The organism is Streptomyces sp. NBC_00019, from assembly GCF_045041015.1.
Classification (GTDB): Bacteria; Actinomycetota; Actinomycetes; order Streptomycetales; family Streptomycetaceae; genus Streptomyces.
The window spans coordinates 9415884-9432169 of record NZ_CP108302.1 but is presented as its reverse complement, the minus strand read 5'-3'; the positions used below and the strand labels follow the sequence as shown (position 1 = coordinate 9432169).

Below are 16286 nucleotides of genomic sequence, written 5' to 3'. Positions count from 1 at the left end.
CGCTCAGCTTGGCGTGAACTATTGAGCGTTTGATCGATGCCGTGCTAGAAACCGCCGTCATGACGACTCGTTGGTCACGCCGCGAAAGGACGTCCTGGACGACACGTCCGTCACCGCGATCGCCGAGCCGACCGCCCACCGCCTGTTCACCAACATGGCGCGCGCCACGCACCGCAGACCCGGCTGGGCCGCGTCGATCAGCATGGCCGACCGGCGCATCACCTACTACGAGACCGGCAACGGCGAGAGCCTGCGCGGCTGGCACACCGGTTCCGGAATGCTCTACTGGTGGGGCGACAGCTACGCCAACGGCCAGTACAGCGACGCCTTCTGGCCCACCGTCGACCCGTACCGGCTGCCCGGCACGACCGCCTCGCGCCTGGCGCTCGCGGACGCGGCCGGCGGCGACTGGGGCGCCTCCCTGCCGGACGTGAACTGGGTGGGCGGCGCCACGGACGGACAGCGGGCCGCGATCGGCCAGTACCTCAAGGGCCTTCAGTCCACGCTCCTGGCGAAGAAGTCGTGGTTCTGTCTGGACGACTCGATCCTGTGTCTCGGCGCCGGCATCAAGTGCACCGACGGCACGACCGTGGAGTCGACGATCGAGAACCGCAACCTCGGCCCCACCGGCAGCCACTCCTTCACCGTCGACGGCACCGTCAAGTCGGCCGCCTACCCCTGGTCCGAGACGCTCACCGGGGCGACCTGGGCGCACCTCGGCGGCATGGGCGGCTATGTCTTCCCCGGCGGCGCGACCGTCCAGGCACTGCGCGACTCCCGCGAGGGCACCTGGAGCGCAGTCAACAAGGGCGGCTCCACGACGGTCCTCAACCGCAAGTACCTGACGATGTACGTCGACCACGGCACCAACCCGACGAACGGCACCTACGCCTATCTCCTCATGCCGGGCGCCACGGCAGCCCAGACCCAGGCGCGGGCCGCCGCCACGACCTGGCTCACCGTCCTCGCCAACACCGACGACCAGCAGGGTGTGTCCGTTCCCTCGCTGGGCTTCACCGGCGTCAACTTCTGGTTCGGCGGCACGGTCGGGAGCCTCGCCGCGAGCGACCCGTGCTCCGTGATGATCACCGAGAGGAGCGACGGCACCGCGGTGATCTGCGTCAGCGATCCGAAGCGGATGAACACGGGCCTCACCCTCACCTGGAACCGGGCGGTGTCCTCGGTGATGTCGAAGCCGTCCACGGTGACCTCGGCGACCACGGGATCCGCGCTTCAGCTGGTCTTCGGGGACATGACCACGTCGGCCGGTGCCACCCAGAAGATCACCGTCAGGCTGGGGTGACTCTCTACGCCCCGAGGAACCGGTGCAGGGACGCCTTCATCGCCGCCACGAAGGCGTCCCTGCCGCCGTCGCTCAGCGCGTCCAGGGACAGATAGGGGTTCAGGTCCTCCAGCTCGACGAGCAGGAGCTCGCCACCGGGCGCACGGCAGGCGTCGACACGCTGGATGCCGTGGCCGAGGGCGCTCCAGTCGATGAACCGGCGGGCGAACTCGAGGTCGTCGTCGGTGGGTTCGTACGGTTCCAGCTGCCAGCGCCGGTCAGGATGCGGCGCGTACAACGCGTACTGGAAGTCGTGGTCGACGAAGTAGAAGGACACCTCGTAGGCGAAGTCGATGCACGGCTGGACGAGGACGCCCTCGCCGACGAGGTCGCGCACACGGTCGCGGGTCACGATCTGCAGACCCATCGAGTCGGCACCGAGCTTCGGCTTGACGACGTACCGGTCCGTCTGCGGCAACCGGTGCAGGTCGTCGACGCTGTCGACCGTGGGGATCACGGGGTACCCCGCCGCGCTCAGGTCGAGCAGATACTGCTTGCCCGCCATGTCGGCCTTGCCGGACAAGGGGTTGTAGACGCGGGCCCCGGTCGCGGTCGCCCGCTCGCGGAAGGCGTCGTAGGCGTTCTGGTGGGTGAGGACGGGCCCGCTGTTGCGGACGACGACGGCGTCGAAGGCGTCCATCAACGCCGCCGCGTCCCGCGGGTTGCACAGAGCGAGGTCGAAGTCCTCGCGCAGCCGTGAGGTGAGGAATATGTCCTCGTCGCAGTACCGGCGCCCGCGAGCCTCGTAGGCCAGGTCGGTGACGTACAGGATGCGGGGCATGCGGGTCTCCTCGGCGGCTACGGCGAGGGGCGATCGTATGCGGCTCGTATCGGTCGAACAAAATTCCGACCTGCGAGGTCACGCGGGGTCCGCGCGCTCTGCGCGGTCACAGTCCCGCCGTCCACAGTTCCCTGGGGCCGATTCCCTTCAGGTCGGGGAGTACGGTCCGCCGGGGCGCGGGATCGATCGCCGCGTACGAGGGGACGGCGAGCACCCGGCACCCCGCCGCCTCGGCGGCCCGCACGCCGGTGGGTGAGTCCTCCACCGCGAGGCAGGCCGCCGGGTCGACGCCGAGCGCGCGGGCCGCCGCGCGGTAGGGGTCCGAGGCGGGCTTGGTGCGGGGCGTCTCGCCGTCGGCGACCGTCGTACGGAAACGGTGGGCGCCCAGCACCTCGAGGACCGCGTCCACGACGGGGCGCGAGGAGGCGGAGACCAGGGCCGCGGGGATGCCGGACTCCGCCAGGAGGTCCAGGAGGTCGAGGGCACCCGGTAGCGGGGTGACCTCCTGCTGGACGGCCGCCAGGAAGCGCGCCTCCAGGTCGGCGGCGAGGGCCTGCTGGTCGGCGCCGGTGCGTGTGTGCAGGTGGGCGGCGGTGTCGGCGACCGAGCGGCCCAGGACGTGGGTCACGTCGACATCGGGTGCGGCCTCGCGGACCGTGCGCAGCCACAGCGACTCGGTGTCGACGAGGGTGCCGTCCATCTCGAGGAGAACGGCATGCGGGCGCCAGGAAGGAGAGGGTCTTGCCGGAGGCGCGGGCCTTGGTCTCCTCGGGGCTCCAGCCGGTGAAGGTCTGGACGAGGTCGTCCTTGACCAGACCGTCCCAGTAGGCGGCGACCTTCTTGGTGTCGGCGTCGTTCACGCCGGCCTTCCACGCGTCGCCCTCGGTGGCGAACCACTTGCCGCCGGCCTGCCAGGACAGCGCGGCCAGCAGTGCCGGGTCGCTCTTGGGTATGGAGGCCAGGCGGACGTTCTTGTCCTCCTTCTTGACCTTCTCCGCGACCGTCTTGAACTCGTCCCAGGTCTTGGGGACTTCGATGCCGTACTTCTCGAAGAGGTCGGTCCGGTAGTAGTACAGCTGCGGCGCGGCGTCGTACGGGACGGTCCAGGTCTTGCCGCCGAAGGTCACGAGGCTCTGGATGGACTCCGGGAACTTCGACTTGACCGTTTCACCGGCGTATTCGGTCAGATCGATCAGGTTTCCCTGGCTCGCGAACTCGGGGACCATCTGGTACTCGATCGTGGCCACGTCGGGCGCGTTGCCCGCCTTCACCGCGTTGGCCATTTTGCTGTAGCCCTCGGTGCCGCTCGGTATCTCGGTGAACTTGACCTGGATGTCCTTGTGGGTCCTGTTGAACGCCTCGACGGTCGACTTGGCGCCGAGTGTCCAGGTCCAGTAGTTCAGGGTGACCGGCTTGCCGTCGGACGCGGAGTCGGACGTGTCACCGTCGCCGCAGGCGGTGGCGAACAGGCCCAGGGCTGCGACGGCGGCTGCGGCTGCGGCTGCGGCTGCGGCTGCGGCTGCGGTGCGGAACGAACGTGAAGTGCGCGTCATGTACGGCTCTTACGAGACCTCGTACGGAAAGAGGCGGTCGGAGGACATCTTTTATGCGCACACGATCGGAGTCAAGAGCGTTCGCGCAATACAATCAAAACGATCGCACAACGCTCATCGATCGATCACTCAGTTTCAACTCGCCGGGAATCGCCACCGCAAGAGGAGCGGATCCTCAACTCCGGGAGCAGGTCGAGGTGTTGACGCGGACCCGGCTGCTGACCGCTCCTGCGTTCCGCGAGCCGCTGGAGCAGCAGCTGAGCGGCGAGTTCCCCGACCGAGCGCTTGGGCGGTGCGACGGCGGTGAGCGGCACGTCGGAGAGGCCGGCCACCTCGTCGTCGTAGGCGATCAGCGCCAGATCGTCCGGCACGCGGATGCCGCACGCCTGGAGTCGGGGCACGAGCACGATCGCGTCCTCGTCGCTGTGCACCAGTGCCGCGGTGACCCCACGCTTCTTCACCGCTTCGACCAGGTAGTCGACGCTCGCCTCGTAGTCGCCGTGCTCACGCACGCTCGGGGCGGCCGTGTCGACGTCGAGCCCCAAGGACTGCACCGCCGCCTGGAATCCGGCAGAGATCTGCACGGCGTGCGGGCCGTCCTGCAGCACGGCGGTGATCTTGCGGTGTCCGAGCGAGGCGAAGTGACTCACGGCGACCGCGGCCCCGTGCGCCCGATCGGTGCGCACCCGGTCGAGCACCGCCGCCGGGTTCGCGGGCGGCGCGGAGCGCTCCACCAGAACGGCCGGTACATCGCGCTCCAGCAGCCACTTCTCCTGGCCGTCGACGGGGACGCCGCCGAACCAGCTGGGCGCGACCAGCAGCCCCTCGGCCCCGCCCGCCACCAGGTGCTCGGCCTGCACCGCGTCCTCGGCATCGACATATCCGGTCACCCCGAGCACGAGCCGTGCTCCCTGTGCGGCGACGGCCTCCCGGGCGCCGCGGACGATGTCGGCGAAGATGTAGTTCGTGGTCGGCACGATCATTCCGATCACGACGCCCTCGGAGTCCTCCGCCCGCTCCCGCACCTCCACCGCCCCCTCCCCCGGCCACACCACCGCACCATGCAGCCGCTGCACCCGGCCCTGCGCCGCCAGCGCCTCCACATCGCGCCGCAGAGTGACCGCGGAGACCCCGAGTTCGGCGGCGAGTTCGGCGACTCGGAGGCTGCCCCGCTGCCGGACTAGTTCGAGTACCCGCTCATGGCGCTGGTCGACGTGCAGTCGCATGGAATCCCCCTGGGGCGAGGCCGGACGGACGATCTACGGGCCGACGCGGAGCGTGATCCCGAATCGCTCACTCTACGCCCATAATCGTATCGATCACTTCCGATCAATACGATCGACCATCGCAGCTTGCGGCACTCAGTTCCCCATGAGAGCGCACCGAGTGCTATCCGTGCCGCTCCGGTGCTACGTTCCCGTCCATGAGCGAGAAGACGGAAGCGGCCCCCACCAAGCCGCCCATGCGGGACGCCCTGATCGCGGCCGCGTTCCAGCTGTTCACGGAGCGGGGGTACGAGCAGACCACGGTCGACGACATCGTGTCCCTCGCCGGGGTCGGGCGACGGTCGTTCTTCCGCTACTTCCCCTCCAAGGAGGACGTGGTCTTCCCCGACCACGAGGGCTGCCTGGCCGACGTGACGGCCTTCCTCGCCGCCGGCGACGACGCGGACGAGCCGGTGCAGCGGGTCTGCGACGCGGTCCGGCTGGTGCTGCGGATGTACACGGAGAACCCGGCCTTCTCGGTGCAGCGCTACCGGCTCACCAAGCAGGTCCCCGGGCTGCGCGCGTACGAACTCTCCGTGGTGTGGCGCTACGAGCGCGCCTTCGCCGACTACCTCCGTGGACGGCTCGCCGGGCGGCGCGACGGGGCCCTGCAGGCCGACGTGGCCGCGGCGGCCGTCGCCGCGGCGCACAACAACGCGCTGCGCTCCTGGCTGCGCTCGGACGGTGAGGGCGACGTGGGCACGGAGATGGACCACGCGCTCGGGTACGTCCGGTCCGCGTTCGGCGCGCCGCCCTCCGACGCCGAGCGCACCGAGGACGTCGTGGTCCTCGTCTCCCGGCGCGGGGCGCCCCTGTGGCGGGTCGTCCAGGAGATCGAGGCAACGCTCGGCGAGGACTGATCCCGCCGGATTCCCCGACGGGACCGCCGAAAAATTCAGGGTACGCAGTACCTTTACGGGTGGCACTCAGTGCCATACATTGATGGCGTGCACGGTGGCACAGCGAACCGGGCATGTGGGATTCCGCCCGAGCGCAGGGAGTTGACCAGCGTGTACCACCACTCAGCCAGCGTTGCCCGTCAGGGATTCGGCTCCGCAGCGGGCCTGCTCGAACCCTCGGCCCCGGCATCCGACGCCATGCAATTCCAGCGCTGCACCTGGTGCGGCACCGCGATGTACCACCGGCTGCTGTGTCCGGTCTGCCAGGGCAGCGACCTGCGCACGGAGCGCAGCGAGGGCGTGGGGATCGTCCGTCACTCCTCGGTGGTGCACCGCAACACCCCCGCCGCGCGCAATGTGTCGATGATCGAGATGGCCGAGGGGTTCGTGGTGCGCGGCCGGGTCATGGGCCCGCTCATCGGCATCCACAGCGGAGACCGGGTGCGGCTGTCCGCGGCCAAGGACCCGGTGCGCGGCGAGCCCGTCTTCCAGCTGGTCGACGAGCCCTACCGCGCCTGGAGCTGACAGGCCGGGCCGCTCCACCGTTCCCGGTCGGATCTCCTGGTCACCCGACCCACCCCGCGCATCGGCTCAGTCGTCCCACACCCCACGGATCAGCGCCCGCACGGCCACGGGCCGCCCCGTCTCGAAGCACCGGTTGGCGGCGAGCCCGACGGCCAGTGCGAGGGCACCGTCGCGCTCCGTGGCCGTCGGATGCGCCCCCTCCCCCGTCACCGCGCCCGCGTCCACGGGACCGAAGAGCGCGTCCAGCATCCGCGGGTCTCCCCCACCATGCGCCTCGTGCGCGGTGACGAGCGGCACCTCGACCGGCGGCTCCCACAGCGGCCGCAGTACGAGCCGCGCACCCCCGGCGTGCTCCGCGGCCGTGTCCCCGTGCAGCGCTCCGGTGCCGGAGGTGATCCGCGTCGACGGCCGCTGCCAGCGGCTCTCCTCGACCTCGAGCTCCAGCCTCCCGGCGCTGCCGTTGAACATGACCCGGTAGCCCTCCCACGGGGAGTAGGCGGTGAGGTGGTACGTCATCGTCGCGCCCCGCGTGTAGCGCACCAGGACCGCCATGTCGTCCTCGATGGTGACGGGCTCGCCGAAGACGTTGCGGTCCCGGACGTAGCCGTCGTCCTGCTCGGCGTCCAGGTAGAGGGCGCGCAGGGTGTCGTCGGCCGCCAGGTCCAGGGCGAAGGGGTCGTCGGCGGCCGGCTCGGCGCCGTGCGCCCGCTCGTAGTCGCGGCGCAGCCCGTGGCGCTCGCCCGCCGCACTGCCGTAGAAGGCGAGTCGTCCGTAGCCGAAGACCTCGTGCGGCACGTCGGCGAGCCACCAATTCACCAGGTCGAAGTGGTGGCTCGACTTGTGCACCATCAGCCCGCCGCTGCTGAGCTTGTCCCGGTGCCAGCGGCGGAAGTAGTCGGCGCCGTGGCGGGTGTCGAGGAGCCACTCGAAATGGACGGAGACGACCTCGCCGATCGCGCCCTCGGCGAGCAGGGCGCGCACCTTCTCGTGCACGGGGTTGAACCGGTAGTTGAAGGCGACGGTCAGGGAGTTGCCGGTCTCCCGGACGGTGTCCAGGATGCGGGCGCAGCGGTCCGCGTCGACGGTCATCGGCTTCTCGGTGACCACACGGCAGCCCGCCTTCAGGGCGGGGACGATGTAGTGGTCGTGGGCGGCGTCGACGGTGGTGACGACGACCTCGTCGATGTCCTCCTTCGCCAGCAGGTCGGTGAAGCGCCCGGGTTCCCACTGGGTGGCGGCGCTTTCACCGGCCTCGGCCAGCAGCCGGTTGTGGAAGGCCATCCGGGTGGGGCTGGGATCGCACAGGGCGGCGACCTGGTGGCCCGGGCGGGCGGCGAGGGCCCGGGTGTACAGCTGGGCGCGGTGACCGGTGCCGACGACTGCCGCGCGGAGAAAGGGAGTTCGGCTCATTGTGGGGGCCTTTCCCGCCGTACGGCACACCAGTCCTGCGTGCGCTCCGCTGGCTTGATCACATCCCTCGGCCCTCACTCGTCCCTCCTCACAGACAACCCACAGATGCTCCGCACCCGTCCTCTGTGACGCGAGAGGCTTTCCGGGACCGACGGGACGCCTGCGCTCTGGGTTTTGAGGAGTGAACCTTGATCCGTGCCCGGCGAATATGTGTGACCGCCGTGGCGGTGCTGGCGGCCCTGGCGGGCTCGCCCGGACCGGTACAGGCTCAACAGCCGCCCGATACGGGGACGTTGAGCGCGAGTGACGAGAGCGGACTGCCGCCGGGATGGCGGATCGACGGGGAAGGAGCGGCGCGCGAGCTGGTCTGGCGCGCTCCCAAGCACGTACCCATGGGGGACGCGCGCGTCGAGTTCCGGGCCGGGGAGCGGCTGCTCGGCGTGCCGCAGCCGGCGAAGGACGGCAGGACCTTCCGGCTGAACCTCGCGGAAGCCACCACCAAGGGGCTGACGGACCTTCAGGTGACGGCCGGGGGAAGGCGGTTGGACGCCTCCGACGACGACCAGGGCAGGGCCTCCCGGGTCGCCCCGAAGCAGTCCGCCGCGCTGCCGGCGAACTCCGTCGACCCCGGGAAGCCTGGGTCGTACCGCACGGTCAGCGGGGAGTACGAGCTCGACCCGGTGCGCCTGCCCGGCTACAAGGCACCGATCGAGATGCAGGCCGAGGTCGTGGCTCCCAAGGGCGCCACGGGTGCCCGTCCGCTCGCGCTGTTCCTGCACGGTCGTCACTCCACCTGCTACAAGCCGGGCGCCGAGGACGACGTGACCGGTGAGTGGCCCTGCCCGGACGGCTACAAGTCGATCCCCAGCTACCGGGGTTACGAGCGCGACCAGCAACTCCTGGCCTCCCAGGGCTATGTGACGGTGTCGATCTCGGCGAACGGCATCAACGCCCAGGACGCGGAGGCCGATGACGCCGGCGCCCAGGCGCGTTCCTCGCTGGTGCGGCAGCACCTCGCCCGCTGGGCCGCCTGGACCGCCCGGCCGAGCACCGCCCCGGCCGCCGTACGTCAGGGTGCGAAGGCCGATCTCTCCCGCGTCCTGCTCGTCGGGCACTCCCGCGGCGGCGAGGGCGTCAACCGGGCCGCGATGGACAGCCTGTACCCGCCGCCCGCCGCCCAGGACGGCTACCGGGGCCCGGTGCGCTGGAAGGTGCGCGGCACCGTGCTCATCGGACCGACGATCTTCGGCCAGAATCCGGTGGCGGACGTGCCGTCCGTGACGCTGCTGCCGGGCTGCGACGGCGATGTGTCGGACCTCCAGGGCGAGGTGTACACCGACGGGACGCGCGGGATCAGCCGGGGCGGCGCACTGCACATTGCGGTCTACGTGGTCGGCGCCAACCACAACTACTTCAACAGCGAGTGGACCCCGGGCCAGGCCGAGGCGCCCGCCTGGGACGACTTCTGGAAGGACGAGGAGCGGCCCGACCCGGTGTGCGAGCCGGGCACCGCGACCAGGCTGACCGCCGACCAGCAGCACAAGGCGGGCGCCACCTACATCGCGGCCGCCGCCCGGCTGTTCCTCGCCGGGGACGACCGGGTGCGTCCCCTGCTCGACGGCTCCGGCAAGCGGGCCCCGTCCGCCGACCCGGCCCGGGTGCTGACCCACGCGGTCGGCGGTCGACGCGCCGGCGGCTTCCTGCCGGACGGTCCGGTGAAGGTCACCGGCGCCCGGCTGTGCGAGGCGATCGATCCCGATCCCGCCGTGTCCTGTCTGCCCCCGCAGACGGAGGGCTCCTCGCCGCACTTCGCATGGTGGGAGACCGAACGGGAGACTGGCCGCCGCGCGGTCGACCTGAAGTGGTCGGCGCCCGGTACGGCGGCGCGGATCACCCCGGCGAAACCGCTGTCGATGGCCGGTTCGCAGAAGCTCGCGCTGCGGGTCTTCGTTCCGCCGAACACCACCGGCACCAAGCTCGACGTGTCCGTCACCGACGCCGCCGGCCGCAGGGCCGATCTCGGCCGCGTCCAGGTGGACGGCCTGCCGGGCTCCGACCGCACCTCCTCCTACTGGGCGCGCGAGGTACGCGTACCGCTCACCGCCGCCACCCGCGCGGGGCTCGACCTCAAGCACGTCAAGTCCCTTGACATCACTCCGCGTTCCGGCTCCGGACAGGCCTGGCTGATGGACGCCTGGGGCTGGGCCGCCGGTACCCCGGCGGTCAAGGCGGCGGCACTGCCGCGCGTCGACGTCGGCCGCACGGTCGTCAAGGAGGGCGACTCGGGCACCGTCACCTACCGGATCCCGGTGCAGGTCTCCGGGCACGGCAGCGGCCAGGTCCGCGTGTACGTCCTCGACCCGGACTCCGGAACCGGCACGGAGAAGCTGGTCACGGTGAAACCGGGCAGCAACACCGTCGACGTGCCGGTCGAGGTCAAGGGCAACACCACCTTCGGCTACGACGTGCAGCACGACATCGCGGTGAAGGCGGTGCGGGGCGCCGTCGTGGGAGCCCACCGGGGCGGGATCACCGTCGAGAACGACGACCCCGAGCCGGTGATCACCCTGACCCCGGTCGCCGACCGGGTGAACGAGGGCGAGACGCTCAAGTGGCGGCTGTCGCTGGCCGAGCCCGCGCCCGTGGACATCTGGCAGCCGGTGCGGGTGCTGCCGGTCACGGACGGGGCCGAGCTGTCCACGAAGGACGTGGATCCGCAGTGGCTGATGGACTACGCCGGTGACGTGCCGGACCCGGAGCGGCCGCTGTCCCAGGCGAACCTGTGGGTGTGGATCAACATCCCGGTCGGGAGCACGAGCGCCGACTTCGATGTCGTGACGATCCAGGACCAGTCGGCCGAGCCCACCGAGTCGCTGCGCCTCGCGCTCACCGACTACGACGCCGAGCCGCTGCCCGACCGCCCGGTGCTGACAGGCACGGTGCTGGACGCTTCCTAGCCGGCCCGCGTACGACGCCAGGGGGCACGGACCGGTCGGTCCGTGCCCCCTGGCCGTGTTCTGCGTCCGTCACAACGTGACGCGGATGCCGACCGTGCCGTTCACGCCTCGGCGCAGCCGGCTGCCGAGGAGGCTGAGCCGGCCGGTGATGCCGTACTTGCGGGCGATGAGCCTGCGGTAGTGGGCACTGGCCTCGGCGTCGCAGATCTCGGCGGTGGCCCGGACCGGGTCGCCGGTCGGGTTGCCGCGCAGGTCGCACGGGCCGACGAGGACGTCGGCGCGGGCCCGGATCCGCTTGACCTTCCAGGAGTCGGCGACCGTCCACACGCCCAGGGTGTCCCCGTCGCGCACCACCCATACCGGGGTGGGAACCGGGCTGCCGTTCTTGCGGTAGCTGGTGATCAGCAGATACTTCCCGGCACCGAGCCGGTCCAGCGGCGTGTCGCTCATGGCGGGGAGTCTAGGCAGGGATCATCGGGCCGCTGCTTCCAGGGGGCGCGAACAATTCGGTTCACCTCTGGTTTCGTCCGGGGGATGCTGGTGGTGACGCACCGGACAGGGGGCTTCTACGTGACCTGGAAACCTGATGACGGCGTACGCGGCACGCTGGAGGTCGTGTGCGACGAGTCGGGGTCGGACGGGGAGAACCTCACCGGCGGCAACACCGACGTGTTCGCGCACGGCAGTGTGTCCATGCCGACGGAGGTCGCCGCCGCGTACGTCCAGGAGGTCCGGGACCGGATCCGCTCGCCCGCCACCGAGTACAAGGCCAACCATCTGCTGCGGGAGAAGCACCGGGACGTCCTGGAGTGGCTGCTGTCGCCCTCGGGCCCGATCGACGGGCACGCCCATGTCCACCTCACCGAGAAGGCGTACTTCGTCGTGGACCGGGCCGTCGACCTGCTGCTCGGCGACGGGACGGAGGCGCTCGCCCTGTACCGGCTGGGGCGGCGGGAGTTCGGCGAGGAGCGGTGGCGGGACTTCCTCGACGCGGCCAACCGGCTGCTGCGGGTCCGGGTCGACGGGAAGGCGGACGGTCCCGTCGACGGGTTCTTCCGCAGGGTGGACGACCTGCGGCGCGCGCATCCCCGCAGGGAGATCCTGGAGCGGCTCGCGGCGGCCCGGTCCCGCGCCGACGCCTACCGGGCGCGCCTGCTCGAAGGGCCGCCCCTGATCCCCGTACTCAATCCGCTGCTGCCCGCCATCGTGCACACGGTCGCGCACTGGAGCGCGGGCGGGCGCACCGTGCGGGTGGTGCACGACCGGCAGAACATGCTCACCGAGCAGCGCATCGCGTGGATCGAGGAGCAGGCGGCGCGGGCCGGGATCGGGTTCGCCGGCCTGGAGCTGGTGCAGGCGCGCTGGGACCCGCGGATCCTGCTGGCCGACTTCCTCGCCGGGATCGCCCGCAAGCTGGCCTCCGACGAGCTGAACGGGCGCGCGGACCCGGCGCTCATCGCGTTGTTGCGCCCCTTCGTGGGTCCGACGTCGGTGTGGGGTGACGCGCGCAGCTGGGCCTCGCTCACGGAAAACACGGAAAGTGCCGCAGCCCCCTCACCAAACATCAACTCCGCCGTTTAGATTGCCGGTTGACGTCGTACGCCAAGTACCCCACCAGGCATTCCAGGAGACCCGAGCCCTGTGACGGACGCCGAGGACCTCGCCGCATCCCTGCGCCGGCGGATCAACACGCTGCAGCCGCACACGGCGCGGATCTGGAACTACTGGCTGGGCGGCGGGGACTACTACGAAGTCGACCGCGCCGCGGGTGACCGGATCCGTGAACTGCACCCGGGCATCGGCGAGTACGCGCGCGCCGACCGGCTGTTCCTGGCGCGCGCGGTACGGCACCTCGTCGCGGAGGCCGGGATCCGCCAGTTCCTCGACATCGGCACCGGGCTCCCCACCGCGGACAACACGCACGAGATCGCCCAGCGCCTGGCACCGGAGTCACGGATCGTCTACGTCGACAACGACCCGCTGGTCCTGGTCCATGCCCGCGCCCTGCTCACCAGCACGTCCCAGGGGGCGACCGACCATCTCGACGAGGACCTGCGCAACGTGGAGCAGATCCTCCAACGGGCCTCCGCCACCCTGGACTTCACCCGCCCGGTCGCCCTGCTGCTGCTCGGCGTGGTCATCTTCATCGACGACGAGGAAGACCCGTACGGCATCGTGCGACGGCTCATGGACGCGTTGCCGTCCGGCAGCCATCTCGTGCTGTCGCACACCGTCGTCCACCCGTCGATGCCGGACGTCGACGAGGCCGTCCGGTTCTGGAACGCGCACGGCACGCCCCGGCTGACCCAGCGCCCGCCCGAGGCGGTGGCCCGGTTCTTCGACGGACTCGACCTGCTGGAGCCGGGGGTGGTGTCGTGCTCGCGCTGGCGTCCCGAGCGCGAGCACGGCGCCGAGCCGCAACAAGTGGCCCTGTACGGCGGAGTGGGGCGCAAGAGGTGAACGCGGGCGCCCCGGGCCGCGTATGACAGGGGGGTGCTCGACTACCTGAGCGCCACGCGGTGTTGATGCCGTGCTGTTCGGGGTTCGGGAGCCATGCATGAGGCACGCACGACGACGGATGGTCCGGCGAGTGACACGGCTGGCCGCCGTCGGCGGACTCCTTCTGGGCTCGGTGATGGTCACGCGCGCCATGGCGAGCGAGCCCTCGGACGCCTCCGCCCTGCCGCGTACGACCGCGCAGTCGGCCTCCGCGACGGGCTCCGACCTGGTGTCGCGGCTCGGCACGTCCCGTACGGCGGGCTCCTGGATCGACTCCGAGGGCCGGCCGGTCGTCGCCGTCACCGACAAGGACACGGCCGCCCAGGTACGCAAGGCGGGCGCCACCGCGAAGGTGGTGCAGCACAGCATGGACGATCTCAAGTCGGCGACCGGCACGCTGCGTTCGGCGCCCCGGGTGGCCGGCACGTCCTGGGCCGTGGACTACCGGACCAACGAGGTGGTGGTACGGGCCGACAGCACCGTCTCGGCCGCCGACTGGTCCCGGATGACCGAACTGGCCGAGAACATCGGCGGCTTCGTCCGCATGGAACGCACCGAGGGCACCTTCACGACCCGTGTCAACGGGGCGCAGCCGATCCTGTCGACCGGCGGGCGCTGCTCGGCGGGCTTCAACGTGACCAACGGGCAGAGCGACTTCATCCTCACCGCCGGGCACTGCGGCCCCACGGGCTCCGTCTGGTTCGCGGACAACCGGGGCCGGACGCAGATCGGCAAGACCATCGAGCAGAACTTCCCCGGCGCCGACTTCTCCCTCGTCCAGTACGACGGCGGACAGGCGGGGAACGGCGCCGACGTCGTGGCGATCGGCAACGGCAACGGCGTACGGATCACGGGCGCCGCCGACCCGACCGTGGGGCAGCGGGTGTTCCGCAGCGGCAGTACGAGCGGACTGCGCGACGGTACGGTCACGGCGCTCAACGCGACGGTGAACTACCCCGAGGGCACGGTCACCGGGCTGATCGAGTCGAACGTGTGCGCCGAACCCGGGGACAGCGGTGGGCCGATGTTCTCCGAGGGGATCGCGCTCGGTGTGACGTCCGGCGGGAGCGGTGACTGCACGACGGGCGGGACGACCTTCTTCCAGCCGGTGACGAAGGCGATGAGTGAGCTCGGGGTCCAGATGATCGTGTCGCAGCAGCAGGCGGGGGCCGGGCAGCAGGGTGCCTCGCCGGCGCCGTCCGCGGCGGCCACGCAGGGCGCGATCGCCCCCGGCGCGGCCTCGCCGGGCTCCTCGGCTCCCGCTTCGGGCGTCGGCACGACCACGCAGACGCTGCTGGCCCGGCTCACGGACACCCGGAACATCGGTCCGGGTCTGTTGGTGATCGGGGGCAGTCTGATCGCGCTGGTGGCGACGCGGTACATCCGCGCCGAGCAGGACCGCAAGGCGTATCAGCGGTACTACTCGGCGACCTGGGGCTGAGGGGGCGGCCCCGGCGTCGGCCGGGGCAGGGAAAGCGGGGCATGAAAAAGGCACCCGTGCCAGCGGGTGCCGTCGATGGTCTGCCGAGTGGAGGCGTCAGACCGACTGCGGGGCCGCGGCGGCCCACTCCAGGACGAGCCGCCGGTACTCCTCGCGCTGCTCGCCGCTCAGTGTCCCGCCCGACCGGAGCCACAGGGCCCTGATCTCCTCGTTGACCTCGTCAGCCGTCCTATCGAAGGCGGATTCAACAGTGGTGGACATGGTGTGAAGCATACGGCTACGGAGGTGAAGGCCGCGTGAGTAAGTACGAGTAATTCGGGCATTTCGGACCGTGTTGCTGATCACGTACATCTCTCAAGGCAGGTCGGGCAGTTCGGGCGCCCCGACCGTGGCGGAACTCACGCTTCCGCTGTGCCCAGCACCAGCACCTGGATCGCCAGGACGGCCGCTCCGCGGGCCCAGTCGTGAAAGTCGGACACCTTGGTCTCCAGGTCGACGGGGGCGGCCAGCGGGTGCCGTCCGGCGCGGACGGCCTCGGCCACGGACTTCCCGGCGACGTCCATCAGGCCGACCCCTTCGCCGGCGAGCAGGATCTTCTGCGGCATCGCGAAGTTGGAGATCTGTGCGACCAGGGTGCCCAGAGCACGCGCGGCCTCGTCGATGACCCGGGCGGGCATGGGCTCGCCCGCGGCGGCGAGGGCGAGGATCTCCTCGTAGCTGTGGTCACGGCCGGTGGCGGCGTGCACCTGGTAGCGGATGTTGGGGATGGTCAGGAGCGACACGGCACTGCCGCGTTCACCCTCGGGGGTGAGCGGCCCGTTGGGGTTGACGATCCAGTGGCGCCCGAAGCCGCGGTCCTCCTCGGCGTAGGGCACCCTGCGCCCGCCCAGCACCAGTCCGTAGCCGAGGCCGGCGCCGATGGTGAGGACGACAAAGCGCTCGAGTCCGCGGCCGGCACCGAACCAGGTCTCGGCCTCGACGAGGGCGGCGACGTCGTTCTCCAGCACGACCGGCATTCCCGTGCGCTCCTCGACCAGTTCGGCGAGCGGGACGTCCCGCCAGTGCAGGAACGGGGACTCCCCCACGACGGCACGCCGCCGGACCAGGCCGCCCACCCCGATGCCGATGCCGGCCAGACGTGAGCCGTGCGTACGGGCGAGTTCGTCGGTCATCTCCGCGAGCAGGTCGGCGACTTCGGCCGGGTCATGGGTGGCCAGGGGGCGGTCGTGGCGGGCCACGATGTCACTTCTGAGGGTGGTGACGACGCCGTAGACCATGTCGTCGGTGATCTTGAAGCCGATGAAGGAGCGGGACTCGACGACGACGTCGAGCGGCTGCGAGGGGCGGCCGGTACGCACCTCGGCAGGAGCTCCCGCTTCGGGGACCTCGATCAGCAGGCCCGACTCGATGAGGGGTTTGGTGAGCCGCGTGAGGCTGCCCGCGGACAGGTCGAGGCGCCGGGCGAGCTCGGTACGCGAGAGCGGTCCGTTGACGAGCACCTCGATCGCCACCGAGCGTTCACCGGGACTCAGTGGATGCCAGCTGGCGGCTACTGCGGTCATGCAGGTCAGTCTCCCCCATCGGGTTTCTTTCGCCATGAAACCAACATGACCA

Annotated in this window: 12 protein-coding genes and 3 pseudogenes; 7 read left to right on the top strand and 8 right to left on the bottom strand. The window is 70.8% G+C overall.

Annotated elements, in window-relative coordinates:
• Window positions 1-85: 85 nt before the first annotated feature.
• A pseudogene (locus OHU89_RS43765) lies at window positions 86-1303 on the top strand (polysaccharide lyase family 8 super-sandwich domain-containing protein); the annotation flags it as partial.
• A gap of 4 nt (window positions 1304-1307) precedes the next feature.
• Here the strand turns inward: OHU89_RS43765 and OHU89_RS43760 are convergent.
• From OHU89_RS43760 to OHU89_RS43745, 4 genes and pseudogenes are all read right to left on the bottom strand, one after another.
• A complete protein-coding gene (locus OHU89_RS43760) occupies window positions 1308-2123 on the bottom strand; it encodes a hypothetical protein (protein WP_405650990.1) in 816 nt (271 codons plus the stop codon).
• A 106-nt stretch (window positions 2124-2229) separates the two neighbouring features.
• Window positions 2230-2826 (bottom strand): annotated as a pseudogene (locus OHU89_RS43755) (HAD family hydrolase); the annotation flags it as partial.
• A gap of 100 nt (window positions 2827-2926) precedes the next feature.
• Window positions 2927-3676 (bottom strand): annotated as a pseudogene (locus OHU89_RS43750) (ABC transporter substrate-binding protein); the annotation flags it as partial.
• 125 nt (window positions 3677-3801) lie between these two features.
• Window positions 3802-4902, bottom strand: coding sequence for a substrate-binding domain-containing protein (locus tag OHU89_RS43745; RefSeq protein ID WP_405650988.1), 1101 nt, complete (start codon window positions 4900-4902; stop codon window positions 3802-3804).
• Window positions 4903-5099: 197 nt separating this feature from the next.
• On the opposite strand from OHU89_RS43745, the gene OHU89_RS43740 reads away from it, so the two are divergent.
• Both OHU89_RS43740 and OHU89_RS43735 read left to right on the top strand, forming a co-directional pair.
• Window positions 5100-5801 (top strand): TetR family transcriptional regulator, encoded by a 702-nt coding sequence (locus tag OHU89_RS43740; RefSeq protein ID WP_405650986.1) that lies wholly within the window; start codon window positions 5100-5102, stop codon window positions 5799-5801.
• 150 nt (window positions 5802-5951) lie between these two features.
• Window positions 5952-6365 (top strand): Zn-ribbon domain-containing OB-fold protein, encoded by a 414-nt coding sequence (locus tag OHU89_RS43735; RefSeq protein WP_405650983.1) that lies wholly within the window; start codon window positions 5952-5954, stop codon window positions 6363-6365.
• Between the two features lie 66 nt (window positions 6366-6431).
• Here the strand turns inward: OHU89_RS43735 and OHU89_RS43730 are convergent, their stop codons facing one another.
• Complete coding sequence (locus OHU89_RS43730) at window positions 6432-7775, bottom strand: Gfo/Idh/MocA family protein (RefSeq protein WP_405650981.1); 1344 nt, start codon at window positions 7773-7775, stop codon at window positions 6432-6434.
• A 188-nt stretch (window positions 7776-7963) separates the two neighbouring features.
• Between OHU89_RS43730 and OHU89_RS43725 the strand changes: the two genes are divergently transcribed.
• The gene (locus OHU89_RS43725; protein WP_405650979.1) at window positions 7964-10732 is read left to right on the top strand and encodes a hypothetical protein; all 2769 of its coding nucleotides are present in this window, start codon (window positions 7964-7966) and stop codon (window positions 10730-10732) included.
• A gap of 69 nt (window positions 10733-10801) precedes the next feature.
• Here the strand turns inward: OHU89_RS43725 and OHU89_RS43720 are convergent, their stop codons facing one another.
• Window positions 10802-11182 (bottom strand): PPOX class F420-dependent oxidoreductase, encoded by a 381-nt coding sequence (locus OHU89_RS43720; RefSeq protein WP_266884437.1) that lies wholly within the window; start codon window positions 11180-11182, stop codon window positions 10802-10804.
• 120 nt (window positions 11183-11302) lie between these two features.
• On the opposite strand from OHU89_RS43720, the gene OHU89_RS43715 reads away from it, so the two are divergent.
• From OHU89_RS43715 to OHU89_RS43705, 3 genes are all read left to right on the top strand, one after another.
• Entirely contained in the window at window positions 11303-12313 is a 1011-nt protein-coding gene (locus OHU89_RS43715) for a hypothetical protein (RefSeq protein ID WP_405650977.1), read from the top strand.
• A gap of 60 nt (window positions 12314-12373) precedes the next feature.
• On the top strand, window positions 12374-13192 hold the full coding sequence (locus OHU89_RS43710) for an SAM-dependent methyltransferase (RefSeq protein WP_405650975.1): 819 nt from the start codon (window positions 12374-12376) through the stop codon (window positions 13190-13192).
• Between the two features lie 97 nt (window positions 13193-13289).
• Entirely contained in the window at window positions 13290-14672 is a 1383-nt protein-coding gene (locus tag OHU89_RS43705) for a S1 family peptidase (protein ID WP_405650972.1), read from the top strand.
• Window positions 14673-14768: 96 nt separating this feature from the next.
• On the opposite strand, the gene OHU89_RS43700 is transcribed toward OHU89_RS43705, so the two are convergent.
• On the bottom strand, window positions 14769-14933 hold the full coding sequence (locus OHU89_RS43700; protein WP_365413365.1) for a hypothetical protein: 165 nt from the start codon (window positions 14931-14933) through the stop codon (window positions 14769-14771).
• Window positions 14934-15070: 137 nt separating this feature from the next.
• On the bottom strand, window positions 15071-16234 hold the full coding sequence (locus OHU89_RS43695; protein ID WP_405650970.1) for an ROK family protein: 1164 nt from the start codon (window positions 16232-16234) through the stop codon (window positions 15071-15073).
• Window positions 16235-16286: the final 52 nt, after the last annotated feature.

What these genes read in the sequence shown, in the direction of transcription:
- OHU89_RS43745 (WP_405650988.1), bottom strand. Translation starts at nt 4,902, where the DNA reads ATGCGACTGCACGTCGACCAGCGCCATGAGCGGGTACTCGAACTAGTC.
- OHU89_RS43760 (WP_405650990.1), bottom strand. Translation starts at nt 2,123, where the DNA reads ATGCCCCGCATCCTGTACGTCACCGACCTGGCCTACGAGGCTCGCGGG.
- OHU89_RS43730 (WP_405650981.1), bottom strand. Translation starts at nt 7,775, where the DNA reads ATGAGCCGAACTCCCTTTCTCCGCGCGGCAGTCGTCGGCACCGGTCAC.
- OHU89_RS43700 (WP_365413365.1), bottom strand. Translation starts at nt 14,933, where the DNA reads ATGTCCACCACTGTTGAATCCGCCTTCGATAGGACGGCTGACGAGGTC.
- OHU89_RS43740 (WP_405650986.1), top strand. Translation starts at nt 5,100, where the DNA reads ATGAGCGAGAAGACGGAAGCGGCCCCCACCAAGCCGCCCATGCGGGAC.
- OHU89_RS43720 (WP_266884437.1), bottom strand. Translation starts at nt 11,182, where the DNA reads ATGAGCGACACGCCGCTGGACCGGCTCGGTGCCGGGAAGTATCTGCTG.
- OHU89_RS43705 (WP_405650972.1), top strand. Translation starts at nt 13,290, where the DNA reads ATGAGGCACGCACGACGACGGATGGTCCGGCGAGTGACACGGCTGGCC.
- OHU89_RS43695 (WP_405650970.1), bottom strand. Translation starts at nt 16,234, where the DNA reads ATGACCGCAGTAGCCGCCAGCTGGCATCCACTGAGTCCCGGTGAACGC.